The sequence below is a fragment of the Tsuneonella sp. HG222 genome, assembly GCF_053819185.1.
Genome location: NZ_JBSOQZ010000001.1, coordinates 792,780 through 815,777 on the forward strand (window position 1 = coordinate 792,780; position 22,998 = coordinate 815,777).

18 protein-coding genes are annotated in these 22,998 nt (G+C 67.6%); 12 read left to right on the forward strand and 6 right to left on the reverse strand.

Annotation, left to right across the window (positions count from 1 at the left end; all coding sequences use genetic code 11):
• Positions 1 to 47 precede the first annotated feature (47 nt).
• Positions 48 to 494: a chemotaxis protein CheW gene (locus tag ACWPMZ_RS03975; protein WP_455702714.1), complete on the reverse strand. Its 447-nt coding sequence runs from the start codon at positions 492 to 494 to the stop codon at positions 48 to 50.
• Positions 491 to 2,554 (reverse strand): chemotaxis protein CheA, encoded by a 2,064-nt coding sequence (locus ACWPMZ_RS03980; RefSeq protein ID WP_455702715.1) that lies wholly within the window; start codon positions 2,552 to 2,554, stop codon positions 491 to 493. The genes ACWPMZ_RS03975 and ACWPMZ_RS03980 overlap by 4 nt, the downstream gene beginning before the upstream one ends.
• 101 nt (positions 2,555 to 2,655) lie before the next feature.
• Between ACWPMZ_RS03980 and ACWPMZ_RS03985 the strand changes: the two genes are divergently transcribed.
• The gene (locus ACWPMZ_RS03985) at positions 2,656 to 3,513 is read left to right on the forward strand and encodes a diacylglycerol/lipid kinase family protein (RefSeq protein WP_455702716.1); all 858 of its coding nucleotides are present in this window, start codon (positions 2,656 to 2,658) and stop codon (positions 3,511 to 3,513) included.
• Here the strand turns inward: ACWPMZ_RS03985 and ACWPMZ_RS03990 are convergent.
• The 3 genes from ACWPMZ_RS03990 to ACWPMZ_RS04000 form a co-directional block, all read right to left on the reverse strand.
• Positions 3,510 to 5,222 carry a hypothetical protein gene (locus ACWPMZ_RS03990; protein ID WP_455702717.1) on the reverse strand — a complete coding sequence of 571 codons (1,713 nt, stop codon included), beginning with the start codon at positions 5,220 to 5,222 and terminating at the stop codon, positions 3,510 to 3,512. The genes ACWPMZ_RS03985 and ACWPMZ_RS03990 overlap by 4 nt on opposite strands.
• A 172-nt stretch (positions 5,223 to 5,394) precedes the next feature.
• Positions 5,395 to 7,533: a PQQ-dependent dehydrogenase, methanol/ethanol family gene (locus tag ACWPMZ_RS03995; protein ID WP_455702718.1), complete on the reverse strand. Its 2,139-nt coding sequence runs from the start codon at positions 7,531 to 7,533 to the stop codon at positions 5,395 to 5,397.
• 100 nt (positions 7,534 to 7,633) lie between these two features.
• Entirely contained in the window at positions 7,634 to 10,159 is a 2,526-nt protein-coding gene (locus ACWPMZ_RS04000; protein WP_455702719.1) for a TonB-dependent receptor, read from the reverse strand.
• A gap of 186 nt (positions 10,160 to 10,345) precedes the next feature.
• Here ACWPMZ_RS04000 and ACWPMZ_RS04005 point away from each other — a divergent pair, with 186 nt between their 5' ends.
• The 9 genes from ACWPMZ_RS04005 to ACWPMZ_RS04045 all read left to right on the forward strand — a co-directional run bounded on the left by ACWPMZ_RS04005 (position 10,346) and on the right by ACWPMZ_RS04045 (position 19,744).
• A complete protein-coding gene (locus ACWPMZ_RS04005; RefSeq protein ID WP_455704159.1) occupies positions 10,346 to 11,272 on the forward strand; it encodes a helix-turn-helix domain-containing protein in 927 nt (308 codons plus the stop codon).
• Between the two features lie 142 nt (positions 11,273 to 11,414).
• Positions 11,415 to 12,374 (forward strand): hypothetical protein, encoded by a 960-nt coding sequence (locus tag ACWPMZ_RS04010; protein ID WP_455702720.1) that lies wholly within the window; start codon positions 11,415 to 11,417, stop codon positions 12,372 to 12,374.
• A complete protein-coding gene (locus ACWPMZ_RS04015; protein WP_455702721.1) occupies positions 12,371 to 13,720 on the forward strand; it encodes a nuclear transport factor 2 family protein in 1,350 nt (449 codons plus the stop codon). Before ACWPMZ_RS04010 ends, ACWPMZ_RS04015 begins: the two co-directional genes overlap by 4 nt.
• Positions 13,717 to 14,505, forward strand: coding sequence for a nuclear transport factor 2 family protein (locus ACWPMZ_RS04020; RefSeq protein WP_455702722.1), 789 nt, complete (start codon positions 13,717 to 13,719; stop codon positions 14,503 to 14,505). The genes ACWPMZ_RS04015 and ACWPMZ_RS04020 overlap by 4 nt, the downstream gene beginning before the upstream one ends.
• Before the next feature lie 4 nt (positions 14,506 to 14,509).
• Positions 14,510 to 16,597, forward strand: coding sequence for a PQQ-dependent dehydrogenase, methanol/ethanol family (locus tag ACWPMZ_RS04025; protein ID WP_455702723.1), 2,088 nt, complete (start codon positions 14,510 to 14,512; stop codon positions 16,595 to 16,597).
• 148 nt (positions 16,598 to 16,745) lie between these two features.
• Entirely contained in the window at positions 16,746 to 17,129 is a 384-nt protein-coding gene (locus tag ACWPMZ_RS04030; RefSeq protein ID WP_455702724.1) for a DUF6152 family protein, read from the forward strand.
• A complete protein-coding gene (locus ACWPMZ_RS04035; RefSeq protein WP_455702725.1) occupies positions 17,126 to 17,896 on the forward strand; it encodes a hypothetical protein in 771 nt (256 codons plus the stop codon). The genes ACWPMZ_RS04030 and ACWPMZ_RS04035 overlap by 4 nt, the downstream gene beginning before the upstream one ends.
• 29 nt (positions 17,897 to 17,925) lie before the next feature.
• Positions 17,926 to 18,708, forward strand: a complete 783-nt coding sequence (locus ACWPMZ_RS04040; protein WP_455702726.1) for a hypothetical protein — start codon at positions 17,926 to 17,928, stop codon at positions 18,706 to 18,708.
• Positions 18,709 to 18,721: 13 nt separating this feature from the next.
• Positions 18,722 to 19,744, forward strand: a complete 1,023-nt coding sequence (locus ACWPMZ_RS04045) for an SMP-30/gluconolactonase/LRE family protein (protein ID WP_455702727.1) — start codon at positions 18,722 to 18,724, stop codon at positions 19,742 to 19,744.
• A 10-nt stretch (positions 19,745 to 19,754) separates the two neighbouring features.
• Here ACWPMZ_RS04045 and ACWPMZ_RS04050 read toward each other — a convergent pair whose 3' ends face one another.
• A complete protein-coding gene (locus ACWPMZ_RS04050) occupies positions 19,755 to 20,432 on the reverse strand; it encodes a queuosine precursor transporter (RefSeq protein WP_455702728.1) in 678 nt (225 codons plus the stop codon).
• A 130-nt stretch (positions 20,433 to 20,562) separates the two neighbouring features.
• On the opposite strand from ACWPMZ_RS04050, the gene ACWPMZ_RS04055 reads away from it, so the two are divergent.
• On the forward strand, positions 20,563 to 21,879 hold the full coding sequence (locus ACWPMZ_RS04055) for a NupC/NupG family nucleoside CNT transporter (protein ID WP_455702729.1): 1,317 nt from the start codon (positions 20,563 to 20,565) through the stop codon (positions 21,877 to 21,879).
• Between the two features lie 10 nt (positions 21,880 to 21,889).
• On the forward strand, positions 21,890 to 22,813 hold the full coding sequence (locus ACWPMZ_RS04060; protein WP_455702730.1) for an isopenicillin N synthase family dioxygenase: 924 nt from the start codon (positions 21,890 to 21,892) through the stop codon (positions 22,811 to 22,813).
• Positions 22,814 to 22,998: the final 185 nt, after the last annotated feature.

A 22,998-nucleotide genomic window follows, 5' to 3' on the forward strand; every position in this document is an offset into this window, starting at 1 on the left:
GTAATCTTTTCACCTCCCAACCTAGGCCCGGGAGGTAAAGAATAGGCTTACGCCGCGGCCCTGCGTTGCGGGCCCGAGACGAGTTCCGTCGGATCGAGCAGCAAGGCGGGGCCGATGGCAGTCTCAACCACGCCTGTCGCCGCGCGGGCCCAGCCGGGCAGCAGGTTGGCGCGGATCGCCGTGGGCGTGCCTTCGAAGGCGACCACTTCCTCCACCCCATCGACGATCAGGGCGTAGAGATATTCCTCGATTTCGACGACGACCGCCAGAATGTCCGCGGCTGTGTCGAATTGCGCCGGTGCCAGTTCGAGCGAGCGGCGGCAGTCGATCACGGTCATGGCCCGGCTGCGAAGGGCAGCAAGCCCGGCAACGTGCGCTGGCGCGCGGGGCACCGGGGTGATCGATTCCAGCTCGACCACGGACTGGATCAGCGCGGAATCGAGCGCGGCCTGTTCGCCGGCGATGGTGACGATGAGCAGCGACCGGTCGATCATGCGATCTCTCCCGACGGCGAGAGGGCCGCGTTCGCCAGGATGGCCTTTTCGTCCAGCAACTCGACCGGCCGGCCGCCGATCAGCGCAAGCCTGCGGCCATCGGCAGAGGCGACGCCGAGCGGGTCGAAGTCGACAAGGTCGATCATCCGCTTGTAAGCGTAGGCGACTTCGCCCGGGCCTTCGCCGATGCGGAACAGCGCGAGGTCGCCCGACGGCTTTTCCCCGGCCAGCCCGATCAGCGGCACGATGCGGCCGTCGAGAACCAGCGTGTCGCCGTCGGGCGCCAGCCGCAGGGTGGCGACCGGCAGCTTTTCGATCCGCCGGACGGCTTCCATTTCCACCGCGCGCTCCTGCTCGTCGAACCCGACGAAAAGCAGGGCCGGCTTCACCACCTTCTCGGCTTCGCGCGCGACCTCGCCCGTGCGGCGCAGGCCCTTGTCCTTGACCTCGCTGATCATCCCCGCCGCCCGCGCCACGCCGGCGATGTCGAGCATCGGGATCGGGCTTCCGTCGTCGAGCTGCGTCGTGCCGACGTACAACCCGCACGCCATCAGCACCGGGGCGATGGGCTTGACGACCAGTTCCTCGTGATTGTGGATCGCGTCGACCGCGAGGCCGAACACGTCGCCGCCGACCAGCTTGATGAGCACGTAGAGCCGTTCCTCGCGCGGGACGGTCGTTTCCACCTCGAGCACTTCCTCGAGGCCCACGCAGGGCAGGCGCTGGCCGCGCACGGTGATGAACCGGCGGCCGCCCAGGACGGTATCGTCGATATCCTCGCCCGTGGTGCGGACGATCTCCTCGACGTAGGAGCGCGGCAGGGCGAACACGCCTCCAGCCAATCCCACGGTGATCGACGGAACGATCGACAGCGTGAGAGGGATGTTGAGCATCATCCGGGTGCCGGACCCGGGCGTCGAATCGATGACCAGCGAGCCGCCGATCTTCTCGATGTTGGCGCGGACCACGTCCATCCCCACGCCGCGGCCCGAGACCGCGGTGACTTCCTTGGCGGTGCTCAGCCCCGGGAGGCAGATCAGCATGTTGCGTTCGCGCGGGGTAAGCGCGGCGGCTTCCTCGGCCGTGACGGCACCGGCGGCGATCGCCTTGGCGACCAGCTTGTCGGTGTCGATGCCCCGGCCGTCGTCGACGATGCCGATGCGGATCTCGCTGCCCGTCTGGCGGGCCGTGATGCTGAGGCTGCCGATCTCGCGCTTGCCGACCGCCTGGCGCTGCGAAGGGGTCTCGATCCCGTGGTCGATCGCGTTGCGGATGATGTGGACCATGGGGTCGCGCACGATCTCGATCATCTCGCGGTCGATCTCGACGTCGCCGCTCTCGACCTCGACCATGACCTGTTTGCCGAGCTCATGACTGAGATCGCGCACCATGCGCGGGAAGCCGGCAAACAGCGTGTCGATCTGCTGCATCCGGATGCGGGTGATCGCTTCACCCAGGTCGGCGAGAATGGCCGAGAGGCGGTTGAAGGGGGCTTCGAGCCCGGTTTCGCCACCCGACTGGGCAAGCCGCCGGGCAAGGTCGTTGCGGGCAACCGCCATGTCCGACACGCCGCTCATCACCCGGTCCAGCAGGTCGACCGGCAGGCGGATGGTGCGGGGAACTGCAGCCTGGCGCCGGGCGCGGGCGGTTTGCGCATCGCCCGCCGCCGGGAAGGCCGCGCCCGTCGCTTCGTTGCATTCGGATAGGGCGGCGATCAGCGCCGCGTCGTCGCCATCGGGAATGGCTTCGCCCGCGCCGATGGCGTCGACCATTTCGGCGATCCGGTCGATCACAGCGAGTACCGCGGTCACCAGGGCCTGATCCGCCCGGCGCCGTCCGGCGCGGCAGTCGGCCAGGGCATCCTCCGCGGCGTGGCTCAGCTTCTCGAGCTGAGGGAAGTCGAAGAACCCGCAGTTGCCCTTGACCGTGTGGACGAAGCGGAAGATCGCGTCGAGCCGGGCCTTGTCCGCCGGGTCGCCTTCCCAGGCGACGATCTCGCCCGAGAGGGCCTCCATCATGTCGCGCGCTTCGGCCACGAAGTCGGCCAGCAGATCATCCATCGCTCACGCCTCTTTAGGAGGGTGCCTTATGCCGGGGGATGGTTAAGCGCCCGTTATCGCGCGCTACCCGGCGGTAAGGTTCCGGTGCTAGGGCGGCCAGGATGGACGCGGTCGTGCAGCTTTTCGCCAATCCCCGGTCGGGCAGCTATTCGCCGCGCCGGATCGCCGCGCTGGTGCGGGCGTTCGAGGCGGCCGGTGCCGACGTTATCGAGAGCGAGGCTTCGGCCGATCATCCCCCCGCCATCGACCGGCGGGCGACCCATGTGTGCGTGGCCGGGGGTGACGGTACGGTGCGCCACGTCGCCAGGGCGCTGGGGGCGAGCGGCCACGCGGCGCCGCTGGCGCAGTACCCGCTCGGCACGATCAACCTGGTCGCTCGCGAGGCGGCCTATCACCCCGACCCGATGCGTTTCGCGGAGCGGTTCCTTGGCACCGGCAAGCGGCGGCGGCACTACACGGGGGCGCTGGCGGACGAGATGTTCCTCGTCTGCGCCAGTGCCGGGCCTGAGGTCGCCGCCATCCGCGGGTACTCGCCGATCCTGAAGCGGCGGCTTGGGCGCCTAGCCTATGGCGTCTCGATGCTGCGCGCGCTGGCCGACTGGCAGCGCCATCCGCTGACCGTGACGGCCGACGGCCAGACGATCGCCTGTGAGGCGGTCTATATCGCCAAGGGCCGCTTCTTCGCGGGACCCTTCAGCTTCGCGCCCAAGGCCAGCCTGACCGACGGCAAGCTGCACGTGGTGACGCTGGGCACCGCCCGGCGGCGCGATTACCTGCGGTTCCTGGCCGACCTCGTGCGGCACCGCGATCCGGGGCTGCGGCCGGGCAACCGCAGTTTCGTCTGCACCGAACTTTCCATCGACGGGCCCGCGCATGTCGAGGTGCAGGCAGATGGGGACATCGTCGCCTCGCTTCCCCTGCGGGCCAGCGCCAGCGCGGAGCCGATCGAGTTCGTCTAGTCCCCGCTGCCGTGCGGCTTCATCCCGTAGGGCAGCTCGCTCGTCCAGGCGTGCACCCCCGTCATCTTTCCGCCGGCAAAGCTGAACACTTCTACCACTTGGTCGGTGCGCGGGTAGCCGGTGCCGACCGAGGGGAAATCCTCGAACGTGCGATAGACCACCAGCCCGCGTGCCTCGTCGACGGCGAGGACCTGGCGGTCGCGGATGCGTTCGATCGGCGGCAAGTTGACGAACGCATCGCTGCATCCGGCCAGGGTCATCCCGTTGAGCGCCAGCTTGCACGAAGGGTCGAACACCCTGGGCGTGCCCTTGCGGGTGTTGATCGCGGTGTACCACTGTTCCGCGCCCTTGATCATCGCGGCGCGCTTCGTGCGCTGTTTGGCCGGAAGCTCGGCGAACTGCGGCGCGCCGCCGGTCTGCGGGTCGGCCCAGGGGGGACCGTATTCCTTCCGCCGGATCAGCGCGTCGACGCCGCCCACGGCCTGCCCGGCGCTGCTCGTGGTCACCGCGGCCCAGGCCGGCTGGCCATGTTCCTCGATGCGGCCGATCCAGACGGACTTGCCGGTCTGCGGGTCGGCCACGATCAGCGGCGCGCTGTCGATTGCCGAAACCCCGGCCCAGATGCCTTCGCCGACACGGATGCCGACCGAGTTCTCGGCATAGCCGACCTTGGGCGCCCAGTTCACCGTGCGCCAGTTGTTGCCGACATATCCGGCCATGACCGACCGGGCCTGCGCGGTCAGGCAGGCGGCGTCGCAGAACCTGGGCTGCGGCTTGTAGACCGGGGGCGCCGAGTCCGGGCCCCAGAACGGGTTGTGCATGAAGTAGGGGACATAGGTGAACACCGCCTCGATGCGCTGGATTTCGGCGTCCTTAATGCGGAAAGCCTCGAGCAGGGTGATCGTGTTCGGCCACTTGAGCGCGGTCTTCATCTCCCGGCCGTTGGTCAGGAGGTAGCGGTCCCACTCGTTCGCGTGGTCGAAGAATCCGCGGCCCACCGCGACGCCCCGTTCCTCGTCGAAGATGAAGAAGTCGCGCCGGATGCGCTTGTTGATCTTGTAGATGCCGAGGAGGAACTGCTCGCGGCATCCGCTGGCGATTGCGGCTGCGTTGCCGCCCGTGCTGCCCGGGGTCGGCGCGGTCGTGGAGATGCCGTTCTCCAGCCGGCTGCAGTCCTTGGCGAAATCGGTGAAGATCTGCCCGTCGTTGAGCTCGGTCGTGCTGAAATAGCCGTCGGCGATGCTCATCATCCGCTCGCGCGGACGGCGCTGCTCGGGCGGCAGTATCTGGTTGAACTCGGGATCGTGGACCATCTTGGTCACGTCGCCGAAGGGGGCGGGCAGGGCGGTCTTGCGGTGGACGACGCTTTCGATCTCGTCGATCTGGCGCGCTGCATTGACGTGGATGCGCACGGCAAGGATCACCGGCTGGCCGTTCTCGCGCGCGGAACCGAACCACGCGGCATTGCCGGTCAGCGGATCGGCCGCCTCGAGCCCGGTGGCATCGAGATCGGTCAGCGTGCGCCACAGGCCCTGGCCCGGCGCGAGGAGCACGTTGTTCTCCGCAATCCGCACGCCCTTGGCCAGCGGCATCCGTGTCGGATCCTTGGCTCGCAGCGCGGCCATGTGCTGGCCGAGCGCGCCGAGCAGGCACGCCCGGTCGCAGGCCGGGGCGACCACCGCGCTGTCCTCGCCGGCGGCCTGGGCCATAGCGGGCGACGCGGAAAACGCGAAAGGTGACACGAAGCACACACCAAGAACGAGGCGCAGCAGCGAGCGCAGGGGTGCCGGCCTTTTTTCGGTCGGGCCGGGCATTCCAGGGGCTTGTGAAACTAGGGTCATCTGTCCTCCGGTGGCATGATCCGAATCTTGCAGGAAAGCGCTATTTTGCCGCCGCATCGGCGTAATCCTCGTTGCCGCGCGCGATCAGGTACTGGTGGATCGCCTCGCTGTCCTCGGGCGAGAGCACGTCGGCGAAGCCGACCATGCCCTTCTCGCGGTAGATGCCCTTGAGCACGATGTCGGCGAACAGCCCGTGCGTCTGGGGCGTCATGAAGCGCAGGTCCTTGACCCCGCCAATCGCATCCTCGCCGTGGCAGCGCACGCAGGTTTCCTGATAGAGACGGCGCCCTTTCGCGACCGTCGCCTCGTTCGCCGTCAGCCGCGGCGGCGGCGGTAGGGCCGAAGGGGGCGCCATCGGCGGAAGGGTCACCCCCTTTGCGCCCAGGCGGAACACCAGCAACTTGGCCGTGGCCGTGCGGAATGGGCCGGCCTTGTTGAGATTGTAGACCGGCGATCCGCCCCACCCGGCGTTGAGCGCAATGTATTGCACGCCGTCGATCATGTAGGTGATCGGCCCGGCGACGGCGGCCTGGTCGACCGGCATCTCCCACAGCAGCTTGCCGTCCGTAGCGCGGTAGATCGCTACCGTCTTCTTGATCGTGCCCTGCACCACGATGTTGCCGGCGGTCGAAAGCGCGCCGCCCGAACCCGGCAGGCCGTAGTCGACCCGCCAGCGTTCGGTCTGGGTCTTGGGATCCCACGCCAGCAGGTAGCCCTTCTCGCTCGCCACCGCCTCCGCCTGGAGCCTGGCGCGCAGTTCGGGCTGGTTGCCGTACTGCTGGCCGGAATTGCTCGCCCCCTTGCGGTAGACGTACTTGCCGTCCTCCGCCCGGGCATAGACCGAGCCCTGTTCCTGCGCGCCGAAATAGACCAGGCCGGTCCGCGGGCTGTAGCTCATCGGGTGCCAGGTGTGCCCGGCCATCCAGCTCGGGCTCATCAGGTGCGGCGTGGTCGTGTTATGCGCGCCGGGCATCAGGATCGGGCGGCCCTTGGCGTCGAGCCCGCTCGCCCAGGTGTTGACCGACGTATAGGACTTGCCGCTGATCACCTCGCCGTTGGTCCGGTCGATGACATAGAAGAACGCGTTCTTGGGCGCGTGCATCGCCACCTTGCGCGTGCGGCCGTCGATCTTCAGGTCGGCCAGCACGATCGGCTGGGTGCAGGTGTAGTCCCAATCTTCCTCGGGCACCTCCTGGTAGTGCCACTTGTACTGGCCCGTGGTGGCATCGACCGCCACGATCGAACACAGGAACAGGTTGTCGCCTTTGCCCTCGCTGCGGAAGTGCCACATGTGCGGCGACCCGTTGCCCGTGCCGATGTAGACCATGTTGAGCTCTGGATCGTAGGCGAAGCTGTCCCACGCGTTGCCGCCGCCGCCGGCAGCCTTTTCCCAGAAACGGCCCGACCAAGTCGGCTGGGCGATCGTCATGGCGGAATCGCTGGCCTCGCCGTCGGGGCCCTTCGCCGGATCGCCGGGGACGAGGTAGAACTTCCACAGCTGCTTGCCGGTCTCCGCGTCCCAGGCAGTCACGAAGCCGCGGCTCCCGTAGTCCGCCCCGCCGTTGCCGATCACGACCTTGCCGTCATAGACCCGCGGCGCGCCGGTGATCGAATATTCCTGCCCCGGCGGGAAGGTCTGGCTCGACCACATCTCGCTGCCGTCCTTGGCGCTGATGGCGATCAGCCTTCCGTCGAGCGTGGCGAGGATGATCTTGCCGTTCCACGCCGCGATCCCGCGGGCCGAGGGGCCGCAGCAGGCGAGGCGCGCCCATTCCGGGCCGACCTTGGGATCGTAGGTCCACAGATGGCGGCCGGTAGCGCCGTCATAGGCCGTGACGATGTTGTAGATCGACTGGTTGTAGAGCACCCCGTCGATCACCAGCGGACTGGCCTGGACGCCGCGGTAGGTCTCGAGATCGGCGTACCACGCCAGCCCGAGGTCGCCGACGGTCCGTTCGTTGATCTGGTCGAGCGGGCTGTAGCGCTGTTCGCCCCAGTCGCGGCTGTAGCTGAGCCAGTCGCCGACGTTGGCGGGCGCGTCGAGATTGCGCATGGTCTTGCCGTCGACCAGGGTGGCGGGCGTGCCCGTGGCCGGCACGCCGCCGTCGCTCGCGCAGCCGGCCAGGCACAGCGCCAATGCCGCCGTACGCAGCCCCCGCCCGAGTTTCGCAGTCCCCATCTCTTCCCCGCGGCTCCCCTCTTCGCGTGCAGCTTCGCCGCTTTCGCGGGCTTTGTGAAGGCGGGGCGGAGCCGGCTGTGCGGCCCCGCCCCGCGTGCGGTCAGAAGTTCTTGCGCACCGTCACCGCCACTTCGCGCGGACGGCCGGGCTGGCCGTTGACGTAGAAAGTGGCGAACTTGTTGAGGAAATAGAACTTGTCGAACAGGTTGGTCGCTTCCAGCGCCACCGACCAGTCGTCATCCGCCGAACGATATGTCAGGCGGGCATTGGCCAGCGTGTAGCTGTCCACCTTGACGTTCGGATCGCAGGCGAAGTTGCCGCAATATCCCGGGATGTACGACACGTCGATCCGCGGGGTCAGCGTACCGATGTTCGCGCCCAGGTCGGCCTCGTACTGCGCGCCCACGCTCCACTTGAACTCCCCGATCCCGGGCCGCTTGGCGCCCACGATGATCGCCGTCGTCGGGTAGTTGATCGACGTGAACTCGAAGTCGGTCAGGCTCATCGCGCCGTCGATCGAGAACCCGGCGACCGGGCGGATCGTCGCTTCCAGCTCGAACCCGCGAACCCGTGCGTCACCGATGTTCAGGTATTGGCCGCACAGGCCCGGGACGCCGCCCGCGGTGACCGGCAATGGCTGGTCGTTCTGGTCGAGGCAGATGTTCGGCGTGCCCTGGTAGCCGGTGTAGTCCATCTGGAACGCAGAGCCGTTGAGGCGCAGCAGGCGGCCCATGATGTCGGCCTTGAAGCCGACCTCGTAGGCTTTCAGCTTCTCCGCGCCGAACGGGCGGATCTGCTGGTAGACGTAGGGCCGCGGGGCCACGCCGCCACCCTTGAACCCGGTCGAATACTGGGCATAGACCATGATGTCGTCGGTCACCTTGTATGACGCAACCGCGCGGTAATCGGTGATCGTTTCCTCGTAGACGCCGACGAAGCCGGTGAGCGGGTTGCCCGGGTTGCTCAGCGGCAGATAATCGCCGACCCCGTTGGGGTTGAGCCGGTTGTAGGTGTATTCCTTCTTCTCGTGAGTCAGGCGGATGCCGCCTTCCAGCGTCAGCCTGTCGGTCACCGCCCAGGCGGCGTTGGCGAACCCGGCGTAGCTGCGCAGGTCGGCGGTATCGTCGTTGATGAACGAGAAGCACGGCGTCGCCGCCGGGCAGAACCCGGAGAACGGCGTGTGGATGCGCGCGTTGTAGCGCGTGGCCGCGTCGTAATAATAAGCGCCCAGGACCACGTCGACGGTGTCGTTCAGGAACTGCCCGGCGAGGCGCAGCTCCTGGCTGAACTGCTTGTGCGAGTAGTCCGAATCGTCCTGGATGAAGACCACCGGCGAGTGGTCGTTGTCCGACCCGGTTTCGCTGAACATGTGGCGGTAGCCGGTGATCGACTTGAGCGTGAGGTTGTCGCTCAACGCGTAGTCGATCGTCGCCGAGGCGCCCCAGGCTTCCGCCCCGCCGGCCGAAGGCGCGATGAACGGCCCGAGCTTGGCGCCCGCGATATAGCCCGACGGCGGTCCCGGGGGCGCCCCGATCGCCGAATACATCACGCCCGGATCGTAGAAGTTGGCGTAGCTGGCGTAGGGCGTGTTGAGCACCGCGGTGGGGCGGCGATAGACGCCGTAGGTGACGAAGCGATCGTCGTAGGCGACGCCCTGATAGGGGATCGAGAGGCCCGAGCGGTTGACGTAGGCGGCCGATCCCTTGTTGGCCGATTCAGCGCTGGCGATGAGGACCGAGGCCTGGGTCTCCGAACTGTCCTTGGTATAGTCCGCGCTGATGTTGATCTCGAGCGGGCTCGCCACCGGGGCGATGCGCAGCGAACCGCGCATGCCGTACATCTGCTGGTTGCCCAGTTCGCCCAGACGGCAATCGCCGGTGCTGGCGAGGCGCGGCAGGCGGCCGGCGACGACGTCGGGATCGGTCGGGTTGAGGCAGCCGTAATCGTAGCGCGTGACGTGGCCGTCACGGTTGCGGGTCACGCCGGTGATGCGCGCGAAGACGGTATCTTGCACCAGGGTGAAATCGGCGCTGGCCTTCACGTCGCGCCGGCCGAAGTTGCCGATCGTCGCCTCGACATAGCCGCCGCTCCCGGTCGGCTTGCGCGAGTAGATCTTGATCGCGCCGCCCAGCGTGTTCATGCCCGACAGCGTGCCCTGCGGCCCGCGCAGCACCTCGATCCGCTCGAGATCGCTCAGGTCGAAGGCGCTTCCCAGCACGGTGCCGTAGTAGATGTCGTCGATGTAGGTGCCGACGCCGGGTTCGACCGACGGACTCTGGTCCGACTGGCCGACGCCGCGGATGAACACCCGCACCGAATTGCCCTGGCCGGCGGGGTTCTTCTGCAGCAGCAGGTTGGGCATCTGCGCGGTAATGTCGGTCAGCGTGGTCTGGCTGCGCTGCTCCAGCATCTCGCCGGTCACGGCGGTGACGGACAGCGGCACGTCCTGCAGGTTCTGCTCGCGCAGCTGCGCGGTCACAACGATCTCGCCGTCGATCCCGGCATCGTCGTTGGGATTGGCCGGGGCGTCCTGCGCCACGGCCGGGGTGGCCAGCGCCAACGCCGCCGCAAGGACCGCGAACGAGGGCTGCAGGCGACACACGTCAAGCTTGAATACGGGCCTCATCGATTCCTCCCCAATCGCGCGGCGGCGTGCTTCGACACCTTGCCGCGTCGTTTATGTCACATTCTCTTTCCGAGCGGCTGTGTGCCTTGTCGGAAGTGCCCGGAATCGTATAGAAAGCTATCGAACGTTACTTTGACCGTCTTGGCCGAACCGCTTGCCGCTTTTGGAAGTGAGGTTGCCGTGGGAATGCATGCCTTCGACCTGCAACGCTACGAACAGGCGGCCCGTCAGGCCGCTTGGCGCAGCGCGGCGAATTCGCTTTTCCCGGGTCTGAGCGTCGAAGTTCGAAACCAGTCGAACATGCGCGGCAAGATCGACCAGGTCGCGCTCGGCAGCGCGCAGCTCTGCGCCATCGAATCGGCTCCGGCCACGGTCCGCTACGAGCCGGGCGGCGCGCATGACGAGGATTGGCGGCACGTTTCCCTGATGGTTCAGTCGTGCGGCACCACCACGCTGACCCAGGCCGGCTGCTCGGTCGACTTGCAGGCCGGCGACATGTGCCTGGTCGACGAGCGCGAGCGGTTCGGCCTGGTCAATCACGACTACTCGTCCATTCTCTTCCTGCGTCTCCCGCGCGCTCCGGCACTGGCGCGCTATCCGCGGCTCGACCGCCTGTTCGGCACCGTGATGCCGGCGCAGGACTGCGGCACCCGGCTGCTGACCGACGTGCTGCTGCGGATCAGCGAGGTCGCGGGCAATCTGGGCGAAATCCAGCGCGCCGCGGTGGTCAACTCGGTGATTCAGATGCTCGGCGTGGCCGAAGGCTTCGCCAAGCTGCCCGACAGCGCGGACTGGCGGGTGCGCCGCGCATCGGACTTCATCGAGCTGAACCTTTCGGTTGCCGGGATCACGGCCGAGGATGTGGCGCGCGACCAGGGGATCAGCCGGCGCCGCCTCGACCAGTTGATGCAGGACGAACTCGGCCGCTCCATCTCGAACCTCCTGTGGGGGCGGCGGATGGAGCAGGCGGCGGCCGATTTGCGCGATCCGCACAAGGCGCGGCTGTCGATCTCGCAGATCGCCTTTGCCAATGGCTACGAGGATCCGGCCCACTTCACCCGTGCGTTTCGCCGCTGCCACGGGATTCCGCCGGGCCAGTGGCGCTGCTCCTGAGGCGCACGGCCGAGGGCAGGGCAAGCGCCGTCGATTCAGGCAAGCCGCTTTTCCATTTGAGTCAGCGGGCGGGCCTTTTCATGCGGCCTTGCGCGAGTATCATGATGCCCGGCTTTGAACCGGGGGCCGAGGGAGAGCATGGGTGGCGTCGCGGCTTGCGGGTAGATTGGCGATTGTCGGCGCGCTGGCGCTGACGGCCGGGTGCGTGAAGTACAACATCGCCCCTACACCGGCGGGTGACGTGACCATCGCAGGCAGCCGGGTGTTCCCCGAGAGCATTACATCCGACGCCGCGGGCAACCTCTACAACGCCAGCGTCGGCGGCACGATCTATCGCACGCTGGCCGGCACTCGCACGGCGGAGCCGTGGATCGTTCCCAATGCCCGCAACGGCCTGAAGTCGCTGTTCGGCGTTTATGCCGATAGCGCGCGCCGTGCGCTGTGGGCGTGCAACAACCCCAATCTCTTCGCGCGCGAGACGGGCACGTCCTCGCTGCTGCAGTTCGACCTGGCGAGCGGCGATTTTGCCGCGCGCCACGATTTTCCCGCCGACGGCCCGGCCGTCTGCAACGATATCGCCGTCGCCTCCGACGGCGCGGTGTGGGTCAGCGAGACCGGGGGCGGGCGCATCTTCGTGCTGCGGCCCCGCGCCCGCGAACTCGAGCTGTTCGCCAAGGGGTCCGAGCTGGTCGGGATCGACGGGCTCGCCTTCGCCAGCGACGGGACGCTGTACATCAACAACGTTCGCTCCAATCTTTTCCAGCGCGTGTTGCGTAAGGCGGACGGAAGCTATGCCGGCCTGCAGACCATCAAGCTGCCGGTCGAACTCGGCGGGCCGGACGGGCTGCGTTCGCTCGGCGGCAACCGGTTCATCCAGGGTGAAGGTCAGTCGGGCCGGGTCGCGCTGATCGAGGTCGCCGGCGACACCGCGACCATGTCCGACGTTGCCACCGGGCTGAACGGCCCGGTCGGTGTCACGGTCGCGGGCGACACGGCGTATGTAGTGGAGGGCAAGATAGGCTACCTGATCGATCCGGCGCTGCGCGACCGGAACCCCGACCCGTTCACCATCCGCGCGTTTCCGCTGGTGGGCCGTCGATGAAACTGCTGGCCGCATTGTGCGCCCTGGCGCTGCTGGTGCCTGCCCCGGCGATGGCCGGGGTCGACGAGGATGTCGCCGCGCTGAGTGCGCGGGTCGAACGGCTCGAAGGCGAGCGCGCGGTCAAGAAGCTGCAGCGGGCCTTCGGATACTACGTCGATCGCGGGCTATGGGGTGAGGCTGCGGACCTGTTCGCGCCCGACGGGACGATCGAGCTGGGTCTCGACGGGGTCTATCGCGGCAATGCGCGCATTCGCGAATATCTCAAGCGGTTGCACGGCGGGCAGGAAGGGCTCGTCTACGGCCAGCTCAACGAATGGGTCACGCTCCAGCCGGCGATCCGGGTTTCGGCGGACGGCCGCAGCGCCACCGCGCGCTGGCGCGACCTGGGGATGCTGGGTCAGTACAAGAAGCACGCGGAGTGGCGCGACGGGGTGTTCGAGAACACCTACGAGAAAGGCGCGGACGGGGTCTGGCGGATCCGCGCGATGCACCTGTGGGTCAATTTCGTGGCGCCGTACGAAAAGGGCTGGGCCCGGCTCGATGCGGGGCAGGGGCTGGTCCGCAGCCAGGCCGCGCAGGACTTCGCCCCCGATGGTCCGTCGAGCACGACCTATGCCCCGTACCCGGCGATTCGCACCGCGCCGTTCCAGCAGGCGCTGGCGACGGTCGGGCAGGTGGCGGGCCCCGTGCGCCTGAGCACTTCGGGAACGCGCATCACAGGCGCCGCCAATCGTCTCGCCCGGCTCGAGGACCAGTCGGCGATCGAGAACCTGCAGGCGATGTACGGGTATTATTTCGACAAGGGCATGTGGTCCGAGGCGGCGGGGCTGTTCAGCCGCAACGGCAGTTTCGAATACGGGATGCGCGGGATCTATCGCGGGCAGGCGCGGATCGAACGGGCGATGCTGCTGTTCGGACCGGAGGGTCTGGCGCCGGGAAAACTCAACAATCACATGCTGTTGCAGAACGTCGTGCAGGTCGCGCCTGACGGACGGACGGCGACGGGGCGATGGCAGGGCATGGTGATGCTGGGCGAGGCGAACCACAACGGAGTCTGGGGCGTGGGGATTTACGAGAATACCTACGTGAAGGAAGGAAACCGCTGGAAGATCGACAGCCTGCACTTCTACCCGGTGGCGATGGCGGATTACGACGCGGGGTTCATGCGCGGGGCGCTGCCGCTCGAGGGCGTGAGCGCGCTGTTTCCGCCCGACGCCCCGCCGAGCGAGAACTATCGTTCGTTCCCGAGCAATTACGTCCCGCCCTTCAGCTTCCCGCACCCGGTCACCGGGCAATCGCTGAATGATCTACCGCAACCGGCCGACGATGTGGCGAGGCGTCAATGAAGCGCTATATTCTGGCAGTTTCGCCGTTCCTGGCAGCGTTCGGCGCGGTTCCCGCCGCCGGGCAGTCGCCCGACGCCTCGCTCGACGCGCTGGAAGCCCGGATCGAGCGGCTGGAAGACCTCAACCAGATCGAGCGGGTGCAGCGGACTTACGGCTATTTCGTCGACAAGAGCCAGTGGACCCAGCTCAGCGAACTGTTCACCGACGATGCCACGCTGGAGATCGGTGGCAAAGGCGTGTTCATCGGCAAGGCGCGCGTGCTCGAATATATGCAGACCGCCTTCGGCCCCGACGGCGCCAAGCCGGGCATCCTCGCCAACCACATGCAGTTCCAGCCGATCCCCGACGTCTCGGCCGACCTGAAGACCGGCTGGATCCGCAGCCGCGCCTTCGTGATGAGCAACGGCGGCTGGGGCCTGCCGCTGTACGAGAACGAGTACCGCAAGGGCGAGGACGGGAAGTGGCGTATCAGCCGCCTGACCGGCCCGTTCACGATGTACAGCAGTTGGGAGGGCTGGGGGAAAAACGCGCTCAACAACACCTGGCCCGACAAGTTCGAGCCCGCGCCCGACCTGCCGCCGACCACGGTCTACCTGACCTATCCGGCCTACTACATTCCGCCGTTCCACTATCCCAACCCGGTCACCGGCAAGGCCTTCGCCACCGGTACCCAGCCGGCCGGCGTCTATCACCGCCCGCCCGGCACGCCCGAGCAGGTTGAGGCGGAACGCGTGGGCCACCTGGCCGACGGCACCCAGCCGATCGCCGAACCGCCGCGGGACTGACGCCATGAGGGCGCTGGCCGCACTTCTCGCCCTGGCGCTTGCCGCCTGCACGTCTGCCAGCGCGCCGCCGGGCCCGGCCGCCGCGCCCATCGCGGACGGGCTGGCCAATCCGCAGGCCGGCGACTGGCCGAGCGACGGGCGCGACTATACCGCGCAGCGCTTCAGCCCGCTGACCCAGATCACCGCCGCCAACATCGGGCAGCTCGGTCTCGACTGGTTCGACCAATACGACACGTTCCGCGGGGTCGAGGCGACGCCGATCTATGCCGACGGCGTGCTCTACAACACGCTGCCGTTCAACATCACCATCGCCTACGACGCGCGCAGTGGCGCCAGACTGTGGACCTACGATCCGCAGACGCCGCGCGAGTACGCCCGCTATGCCTGCTGCGAGCCGGTGTCGCGCGGGCTCGCCATGCGCGGCAGTTCAGTCTTCATCGCCACGCTCGACGGGCGGCTGATCGCGCTCGACAGGCGGACCGGCCAACCGCTGTGGACGACGCGGACCTTCCCCGAACAGACGCGCTACGCCTACTCGATCACCGGCGCCCCGCGCGTCTTCGGCGACAAGGTCGTGGTCGGCCAGTCGGGCGGCGACCTGGGCGTGCGCGGCTTCGTGTCGGCCTATGACGTCGAAACCGGTAAAGAGGTGTGGAAGTTCTACCTGACGCCCAACCCGGAAGACCGGGCCGACGGCGCGGCGAGCGACCCGGTCAACGGCATGATGCGCAAGACCTGGGCCGATGGCGGGCTGTGGCGCGAGCTTGGCGGCGGCGCCAACCCGTGGGATTCGATCGCCTACGATCCCGAGCTCGACCTCGTCTACGTCGGCACCGGCAACGCGGTCCCCCATGCGCGGTACTACCGCTCCGAGAATGGCGGCGACAACCTGTTCGTCTGCTCGATCGTGGCGCTGCGCGGGAAGGACGGCAGCTACGCGTGGCATTATCAGATGAACCCGGGCGAGGAATGGGACTGGACCTGCACCCAGTCGATGATCAGCGCCGACCTTACGATCGACGGCAAGCGGCGCAAGGTGCTGATGCAGGCGCCGAAGAACGGGTTCTTCTACGTCCTCGACCGCGCGACGGGCGAATTCATCAGCGCCAAGGCGCACGTGTTCCAGAACTGGAACGAGGGCTTCGACGCCAAGGGCCGGCCCATCACCAGCGAGAAGGTGCGCTATGCGACCGATCCGGTGATGGTGGCGCCGGGGCCGGGCGGGGCGCACAACTGGTTCCCCATGGCGTTCAGCCCGCGAACGGGGCTGGCCTATTTCCCGGCTTACCAATCGGCCTTCGCCTATGCCGTGCAGCCCGGCTGGAAACCGCAGCCGATGCGATCGAACAGCGGCTGGGGCGGCTTCACCGGCGAAGCGGCCAAGAAGCGCGCCGCGGTGATGGAAGAAGCGAACAAGCTGGAAAAGGCCATGTTGACCGCCTGGGACCCGGTGAAGCAGCAGATTGCCTGGCAGGTCCCGCTGCCGCGCCATGGCAACGGCGGGGTGATGGTCACCGCAGGCGACTTGGTGTTCGAGGGGACCACCAAGCAGACCTTCAGCGCCTTTGACGCCCGGACCGGCAAGGTGCTGTGGGAGTATCCGACGCAGAGCGCCCCGGTGGCGGGCGCGATCACCTATATGCTCGACGGCGTCCAGTACGTGGCCGTCAACGCCGGCTGGGGCGGCGGCGCGGCGCAGATCGAACGCGGCGCCGGTATCGAGCTTCCGCGTGCACCCGCCCGCCTGCTGGTGTTCAAGCTGGGCGGCACGAAGCAGCTTCCCCCGCTTGCCGCCAAGGAGCCGATCCAGGACCCGCCGCCGCTGCGCGCGAGCGAGGCCCAGGTGGCGCAAGGGGCGCGGATCTTCGCCGATACCTGCGCGCTGTGCCACGGGCAGAACGCCATCGGCGGGGTCAAGGACCTGCGCCACATGAGCCGCGAGACCCACGCCAGGTTCAACGCCATCGTTCTCGAAGGTATCTACGCCGACAAGGGCATGGCCAGCTTCGCCGACATCCTGACCCCAGAGCAGGCCGAGCAGGTCCACCATTACCTGATCGCGCGGGCCAACGAGGACTGGGGCGAGCGCTGACCTGCCTTGGGGGCGCACCGGCCGGCATTCAGCGGCAGGACATTTTGCCGCAGGCAAAAATAGCCGCGCAAGCAACAAAAACAGCGGATGACTCGCGCCGCGCACGGTGCCAGTATCGCCATGCCCCCAAGGGGCGGGAGCAGGATCGATGAAAAAGCTTTTGCCGGCATTTGCCGTTTTCGCCGGGTTGGGTGCCCTGGGCATCGCCGCCGCGGCCGAGGCGCACCACAGCTTCGCCATGTTCGACCTTCAGAAGGAGGTGACGATCAAGGGCAAGGTGCGCAAGTTCCAATGGACCAACCCGCACGCCTACATCCAGCTCGTGGTGACCGACGCCCGGGGGCAGGACGTCGAATACAGCCTGGAAATGGGCGCACCGATGTATCTTTACGCGCGCGGCTGGCGCCCATCCTCGCTCAAGGCCGGGATGGACATCGCGGTCACTCTCAATCCGCTGCGTAACGGCAAACCGGGGGGCGTGGTGCGCGACGTTTCGACCACCGACGGGAAGAAGATCGGGACCAATACGTGATCCGCGGCGCCGTTGCGGCGGCGCTGCTGGCCGCCCTTGCGATTGGATCTCCGGCTGCGGCGCAGCAGCTCTCGCCGGCCGAGCGGGTCGAGGCGTTCGCCAAGCTTCCCTATTGGCCCGGCTTCTGGATCAGCGAAAGCGCCGAAGGGACCGAAATCAGTGGAGTGGCGCCCGATCGGCCCGAAGGCGCGCCCCCGGTGGAGCGGCTCAACGGCCGTGACGCGCCGTGGAATGCCGAGGGGCTGGCACGCCAGGCTGAGGCTGCGCGCACCCGCCCGGGCCGCAAGGCTGCCGGCTGGGGCTATCCGATGATGATGGACGCGGCCACGCCGTTCCAGGTCATGATCACCCCGGAGGAGACGCTGATCGTCAACGCCTATGGCGAGACGCGCCATATCTACACCGACGGGCGCAAGTTGCCCCCGGCGGAGGACATGTGGCCTACCGTCTGGGGAACTTCGGTCGGTCATTGGGAAGGCGATACCCTGGTGGTCGAGACCGTCCAGGTGCAGATGCCCTACAGCTTCTTTCATGGCGCCCCGACCTTTTCCGAGCAGGCAATCTATCGCGAACGGCTGCGGCTGGACGGCGACAAGCTGACGATGGAGATGACGGTCGAGGATCCGGTCACGCTGACCGAGCCCTTCCGCAAGGTCATCAATCACGTTCGCGAGACGGGCTACGACCGGATGATCCAGATGGACTTCGCCAACGACCGCACGGGTCAGGAAGACGGGGTCAACACGATCGAGCCGCCGAAGGACTGACGCGGGCCGCCGCGGGGGGAGGGGTAATTATGCGAAGCTTTCTGATGGCCCTGGCCGTTGCCGCCCTGTCCGTGCCCGCCGGCGCGCAGGAGGCGGCACCATCCGCTGCGCGGGGCGACGCGTTCGACCGGCTGCCCTACTGGCCCGGTTACTGGGTCGGCGAAAGCTCGATCGGGACGGCCATCAGCGGCATCGGCCGGGTTGCCGAAAACCGGACATCGCAGACCCCGCCACCGAGCGACACCATCGCCATCTGGAACTCCAACGCCCCGTGGAACGAGGAGGGGAAGCGCCGCGTGGCGGAAGTCGCCGCGAGGCAGGGCGGGCGCAAGGGGATGGGCTGGGGCTTCCCGCTGATGATGAACTCGTCGACCCCGGTGCAATTCCTGATCACCCCCGAAGAGGTCCTGATCGTCAACGCCTACAACGAGGTGCGGCACATCTATGCCGACGGGCGCGATCACCCGCCGCTGGACGACCTGTGGCCCACCCTGACCGGAAATTCGATTGGTCACTGGGAAGGCGATACCCTGGTGATCGACACCATCATGGTCACCAATCCCAACGAGTTCTTCCAGGGCAACCCGCCGTTCAGCGAGGAGGCCCGCTACGTCGAGCGCATTCGCCTCGACGGGGAGCGGTTGCTGATGACCATGACTGTGATCGACCCGGTCACCCTGGCGCAGCCTTGGGTCGCCAACATGGCGCTGGTGCGCGAGACCGCGTTCGACCGGATGATCCAGGTCGACTGGAACAACGACCGCACGGGCATCGAAGGCAATACGAACACGATTGAACCGCCGAAGGACTGAGGGAGAGACTTTGATGCGCAGGAACATTCTGGCCGCCGGGATCGCCGGCATCGCGCTCGCGCTGGCCGTCCCCGCCGCCGCGCAAAGCGGCCCCGCGCCGGCCGCCGGCGTGAAGGTCGCCGCCATTCCTGGCGTGGTCAAGAAGGGCGCCAAGTGGAAGACCTTCTGGGAAGGGCCGATGATCGTCGATGGCATGGCCGCGCAGAAGGACGGCTCGATCCTCTTCGCGCAGGAACAGTCGAACTCGATCTACAAGGTCTGGCCCGACGGGCGCTCGTGGGTCGAATATCCGTTCGTCGCCGGGGCCGGCTCGGTCTCGATCGCGCCCGACGGCAGTATGTTCGCGGCCGATCGTTCGTGCACCGATCCCGGGCTGGGGCTGGGCGACAAGTGCACCGTTCCTTCGAAGATCGTCCAGCTCGGCGCGGTCCGCAAGACGGTGGCCGACAAGCTGGCCGACGGAAAGACACTCGGCCGGATCAACGACCTTGCGGCCGACGGGCACGGCGGGGCCTACTACACGCAGGGCGGGCTGTTTCGCGCGCGGGCCGACGGCAAGGTCGACACGATCGTCGCGGCCGGCAATCCGCAGCAGGGCGGTGTGTTCACCAACGGCCTGGTGCTGAGCCCCGACCGGCGAACGCTCTACGTCACCAACCGGACCGAAATCCTGGCCTTCGCGGTCGCGCCCGACGGATCGGTCGGCGGGCAGCGCAGCTTCGCCACGATCGCCGGCGAGCCCGAAGGCAGCTTCGGCGGCGACGGGCTGGCGGTCGACGCGTCGGGCCGGCTCTACGTCACGGCGGGGCAGGGCATCGTGGTGTTCGATCCCTCTGGCCGGCAACTGGGTGCGATCCCCGTACCGCGCCGGGCGATCACCGTAGCGATCGGCGGGGCCGACGGGCGGACGCTCTATGCCGGCACGCTGGGCGCCAACACCCCCGAAGGAAAGAACTGGGCCACGCCGCAGGGGGTGCGCAACATCGCCGCCACGATCTATTCGATCAGGCTCGACGCCAAGGGGGTCGGCCGCTGACCGGCCCCGGTCAGGCGAGCGGCGCCTCGTGGCGCCGCGCCAGGCCCACGAACAGCGCGATCAGCGGCGGCACGAGGATGACCGACAGCACGACCTTGGCCAGCATCTGGCCGACCAGCAGGCTGCCGATCGGAAACTGGCCGTAGAATGCCAGAGTGATGAAGATCAGCGTGTCGACCACCTGGCTCAGCGCCGAAGCGATCGCCCCGCGCGCCATCATCCACATCCCGCCGCCACGGTCGGTCCCGCCATCCTTGCCGCGCAGTGCGTCGAAAATCCACACGTTCAGCAGCAGCGAAACGCCGTAGGCGACCGGCCCGGCGGCCATGATCCGCGGGGTCGAGGATAGCACCGTTTCGAAAGCGATGATGTTCGCCGCCGGCATATCGGCCGAGGGCGGCAGTTGCAGCACGAGGAAGATCAGCAGGACCGACACCGCGAGCGGCAGGAAGCCGAACAGCACGATGCGGTCTGCCACCCTGCGCCCATAAAGCTGCGCCACCGTGCTCGAGATCACCACCAGCATCAAAAAGGCGAAGATCCCCGCCTCCACCGCCAACGGGCCGAGCGCTACCTGCTTGAAGCCGAGCACCCCGGCGATGACCGTCATCCCGCCGTAAAGCAGGCTGAGGACGAAGAGCGGGCGGGGGATGGCGGTGCGGGCGATCGGCGCTTGAGCGTTGTCCATCCCGCACTGCTATTTCGCTTCGCTTGCGATGAAAAGTGCGCCATCCACATGTTTGCCCGGCAGTTAGGGCTTGTCCTCCGCCCCCGCTTTGGGGAAGGGGGCGCGCGAAAGAGTGGTAACGGCAGAAACCATGACCCCCAAGATCGTCAACGTAGCGGGAATCCTCGCGATTCTGGCCATTGCCTTGCTGTTGTCGACGAATCGCAGGGGCATTCGCCTGCGCACCGTCGGCCCGGCGTTCCTGTTGCAGGCGGTCATCGCCTTCCTGGTGCTGTGGACCCCTTGGGGCCGCGCTGCGATCCAGGGCGCGGCGAACGGCGTCTCCGCGCTGCTCGGCTATGCCAACGCGGGGACCGAGTTCCTGTTCGGCGCCAGCGAGGCCAATCCGCTGGCCAACAGCTTCGCGCTCGGCGCGTTGCCGGTGATCATCTTCTTCGCCGCGCTCGTCTCAATCCTCTACTACCTTGGCATCATGCAGCTCATCATCCGCTGGGTCGGCGGGGCGATCGGCTGGGTTACCGGGGTCAGCCGGGTCGAGGCGCTGGGATCGGCGGCCAACATCTTCGTCGGCCAGTCGGAAAGCCCGCTGGTCGTGCGGCCCTATCTCGCCGCGCTGGCGCCGTCGCAGGTGTTCACGCTGATGGCGGTGGGCATGGCGGGCGTCGCGGGCACGATCCTCGCGGCCTACGCCGGCCTGCTTGGCGACAGCTACCTGCCGTACCTTCTCGCCGCCGCGGTGATGAGCGCGCCGGGCGGCATCCTCATGGCCAAGATCATCATGCCCGACGACGGGCCAGTGGCCACGCCAGCCGGGAAGATCGAGCTGCCCGAAGGGCGCATCAGCGCCGAAGGGCCGGCGGCTATCGTCGAGGGCGGCAAGGCGCACGAAGTCGCTGTTGCCGAGGCGACGCCCGAGCATGAAAAGGCCGCCAACCTGATCGAGGCTGCCGCGCAGGGCGCCCAGACCGGCGTGAAGCTGGCCGTCGCCGTCGGCGCCATGGTGCTCGCCTTCGTCGCGCTGGTCGCGCTGGCCAACGGCATCCTGGGCGGCATCGGCGGCTGGTTCGGCTATCCCGAACTGTCGTTCCAAGGCCTGCTCGGCTGGCTGTTCTCGCCGGTGATGTTCCTGCTGGGCATTCCGTGGAGCGAGGCGCAGGTCGCGGGCGGGCTGTTCGGCACCAAGATCGTGCTCAACGAATTCGTGGCGTTTATCGATCTGGGCGCGCTCGAGCCGGGTGCACTGAGCGATCGCAGCCGGGCGATCATCACCTTCGCCCTGTGCGGCTTCGCCAACTTCTCCTCGATCGCCATCCAGCTGGCGGTCACCGGCGGCCTGGCGCCCAACCAGCGCCCGGTCATCGCGCGGCTGGGCTTGCGCGCGCTTGCCGCCGGATCGCTTGCCAACCTCATGAGCGCGGCGCTCGCCGGGCTCTTCATCGTCAGCTAGAGCCAGACCTATGAACGCCCTCGCCCCCGTCGACCTGCAACGCCCGCTTGGCGAACTCGCCGACGAACTCGGCCGGTCCTTTTCCGAATACGGATTCGCTGTCATCAGCAACCACGGCATTTCCGACCAGCTGATCGGCCGGGTCGAGGACATGCAGAAGGCGCTGTTCGACCTGCCCGAAGGCGTGAAGCGCGGATACCAGGTGTCCGGCGGCGGCGGCGCGCGCGGCTACACCCCGTTCGGCAAGGAAATCGCCAAGGACGCCAAGGTCCACGATTTGAAGGAATTCTGGCACGTCGGCCGCAGCCTGCCCGAAGGGCACGACCTCGCCGGCACGATGGCACCCAACGTCTGGCCCGCCGAGCTGCCGGAATTCCGCGCGACGATGGAAGAGGTATACGCCGCCTTCGAACAGGCCGGCGACCGGGTCCTGCGGGCCATCGCGCTGCACCTCGGCCTGGCGGAAGATTACTTCGTGCCGACCGTGAAGGACGGCAACTCCGTCATGCGCCTGCTGCGCTATCCCGCCTTGCCCGAAGGGGTCGAGGAAGGGGCCGTGCGCGCCGCTGCGCACGAGGACATCAACACGATCACGCTGCTGCTCGGGGCCGAGGAAGCGGGCCTCGAACTGCTGACCAGGCAGGGCGAGTGGCTGGCGATCGATCCGCCGCACGGCGCGCTGGTGGTCAACATCGGCGACATGCTGGACCGGCTGACCAACGGGCGCCTGCGCTCGACCACGCACCGCGTGGTCAACCCGAAGGGCGAGGCGGCGCGCCGCGCCCGCTATTCGATGCCGTTCTTCCTGCACTTCCGGCCCGACTTCCTGATCGAACCGCTGGAATCCTGCATCGAGCCGGGCGACTCGCCGCAGCCGCCGATCACCGCGCACGATTTCCTGCAGCAGCGCTTGAAGGAAATCGGCCTGGCCTAACGGCTGGCGGAATCATTTTGCCCGGCGTGTTGCGTTGCAGCAACACAGCAAAATATTGAAATCGCTGTGTAATTTGAGCGGCAGACGCGACTGCGTTGCGGCGTGGCCGATTGTCACCAGAATGTCATGTGATTGCACTTGAGACGATCCGCGTCCGCGTTAGGGGCGCAATCGTCCGTTTCTCC

Bases quoted from the DNA above. Each gene is read 5' to 3' on its own strand.
- ACWPMZ_RS04020 (WP_455702722.1), top strand. From the start codon at position 13,717: ATGAAGCGCTATATTCTGGCAGTTTCGCCGTTCCTGGCAGCGTTCGGC.
- ACWPMZ_RS03995 (WP_455702718.1), bottom strand. From the start codon at position 7,533: ATGGGGACTGCGAAACTCGGGCGGGGGCTGCGTACGGCGGCATTGGCG.
- ACWPMZ_RS04025 (WP_455702723.1), top strand. From the start codon at position 14,510: ATGAGGGCGCTGGCCGCACTTCTCGCCCTGGCGCTTGCCGCCTGCACG.
- ACWPMZ_RS04050 (WP_455702728.1), bottom strand. From the start codon at position 20,432: ATGGACAACGCTCAAGCGCCGATCGCCCGCACCGCCATCCCCCGCCCG.
- ACWPMZ_RS04040 (WP_455702726.1), top strand. From the start codon at position 17,926: ATGCGAAGCTTTCTGATGGCCCTGGCCGTTGCCGCCCTGTCCGTGCCC.
- ACWPMZ_RS03975 (WP_455702714.1), bottom strand. From the start codon at position 494: ATGATCGACCGGTCGCTGCTCATCGTCACCATCGCCGGCGAACAGGCC.
- ACWPMZ_RS04030 (WP_455702724.1), top strand. From the start codon at position 16,746: ATGAAAAAGCTTTTGCCGGCATTTGCCGTTTTCGCCGGGTTGGGTGCC.
- ACWPMZ_RS04045 (WP_455702727.1), top strand. From the start codon at position 18,722: ATGCGCAGGAACATTCTGGCCGCCGGGATCGCCGGCATCGCGCTCGCG.
- ACWPMZ_RS04015 (WP_455702721.1), top strand. From the start codon at position 12,371: ATGAAACTGCTGGCCGCATTGTGCGCCCTGGCGCTGCTGGTGCCTGCC.
- ACWPMZ_RS03990 (WP_455702717.1), bottom strand. From the start codon at position 5,222: ATGGCCCAGGCCGCCGGCGAGGACAGCGCGGTGGTCGCCCCGGCCTGC.
- ACWPMZ_RS04005 (WP_455704159.1), top strand. From the start codon at position 10,346: ATGCATGCCTTCGACCTGCAACGCTACGAACAGGCGGCCCGTCAGGCC.
- ACWPMZ_RS03980 (WP_455702715.1), bottom strand. From the start codon at position 2,554: ATGGATGATCTGCTGGCCGACTTCGTGGCCGAAGCGCGCGACATGATG.
- ACWPMZ_RS04000 (WP_455702719.1), bottom strand. From the start codon at position 10,159: ATGAGGCCCGTATTCAAGCTTGACGTGTGTCGCCTGCAGCCCTCGTTC.
- ACWPMZ_RS04055 (WP_455702729.1), top strand. From the start codon at position 20,563: ATGACCCCCAAGATCGTCAACGTAGCGGGAATCCTCGCGATTCTGGCC.
- ACWPMZ_RS04060 (WP_455702730.1), top strand. From the start codon at position 21,890: ATGAACGCCCTCGCCCCCGTCGACCTGCAACGCCCGCTTGGCGAACTC.
- ACWPMZ_RS03985 (WP_455702716.1), top strand. From the start codon at position 2,656: ATGGACGCGGTCGTGCAGCTTTTCGCCAATCCCCGGTCGGGCAGCTAT.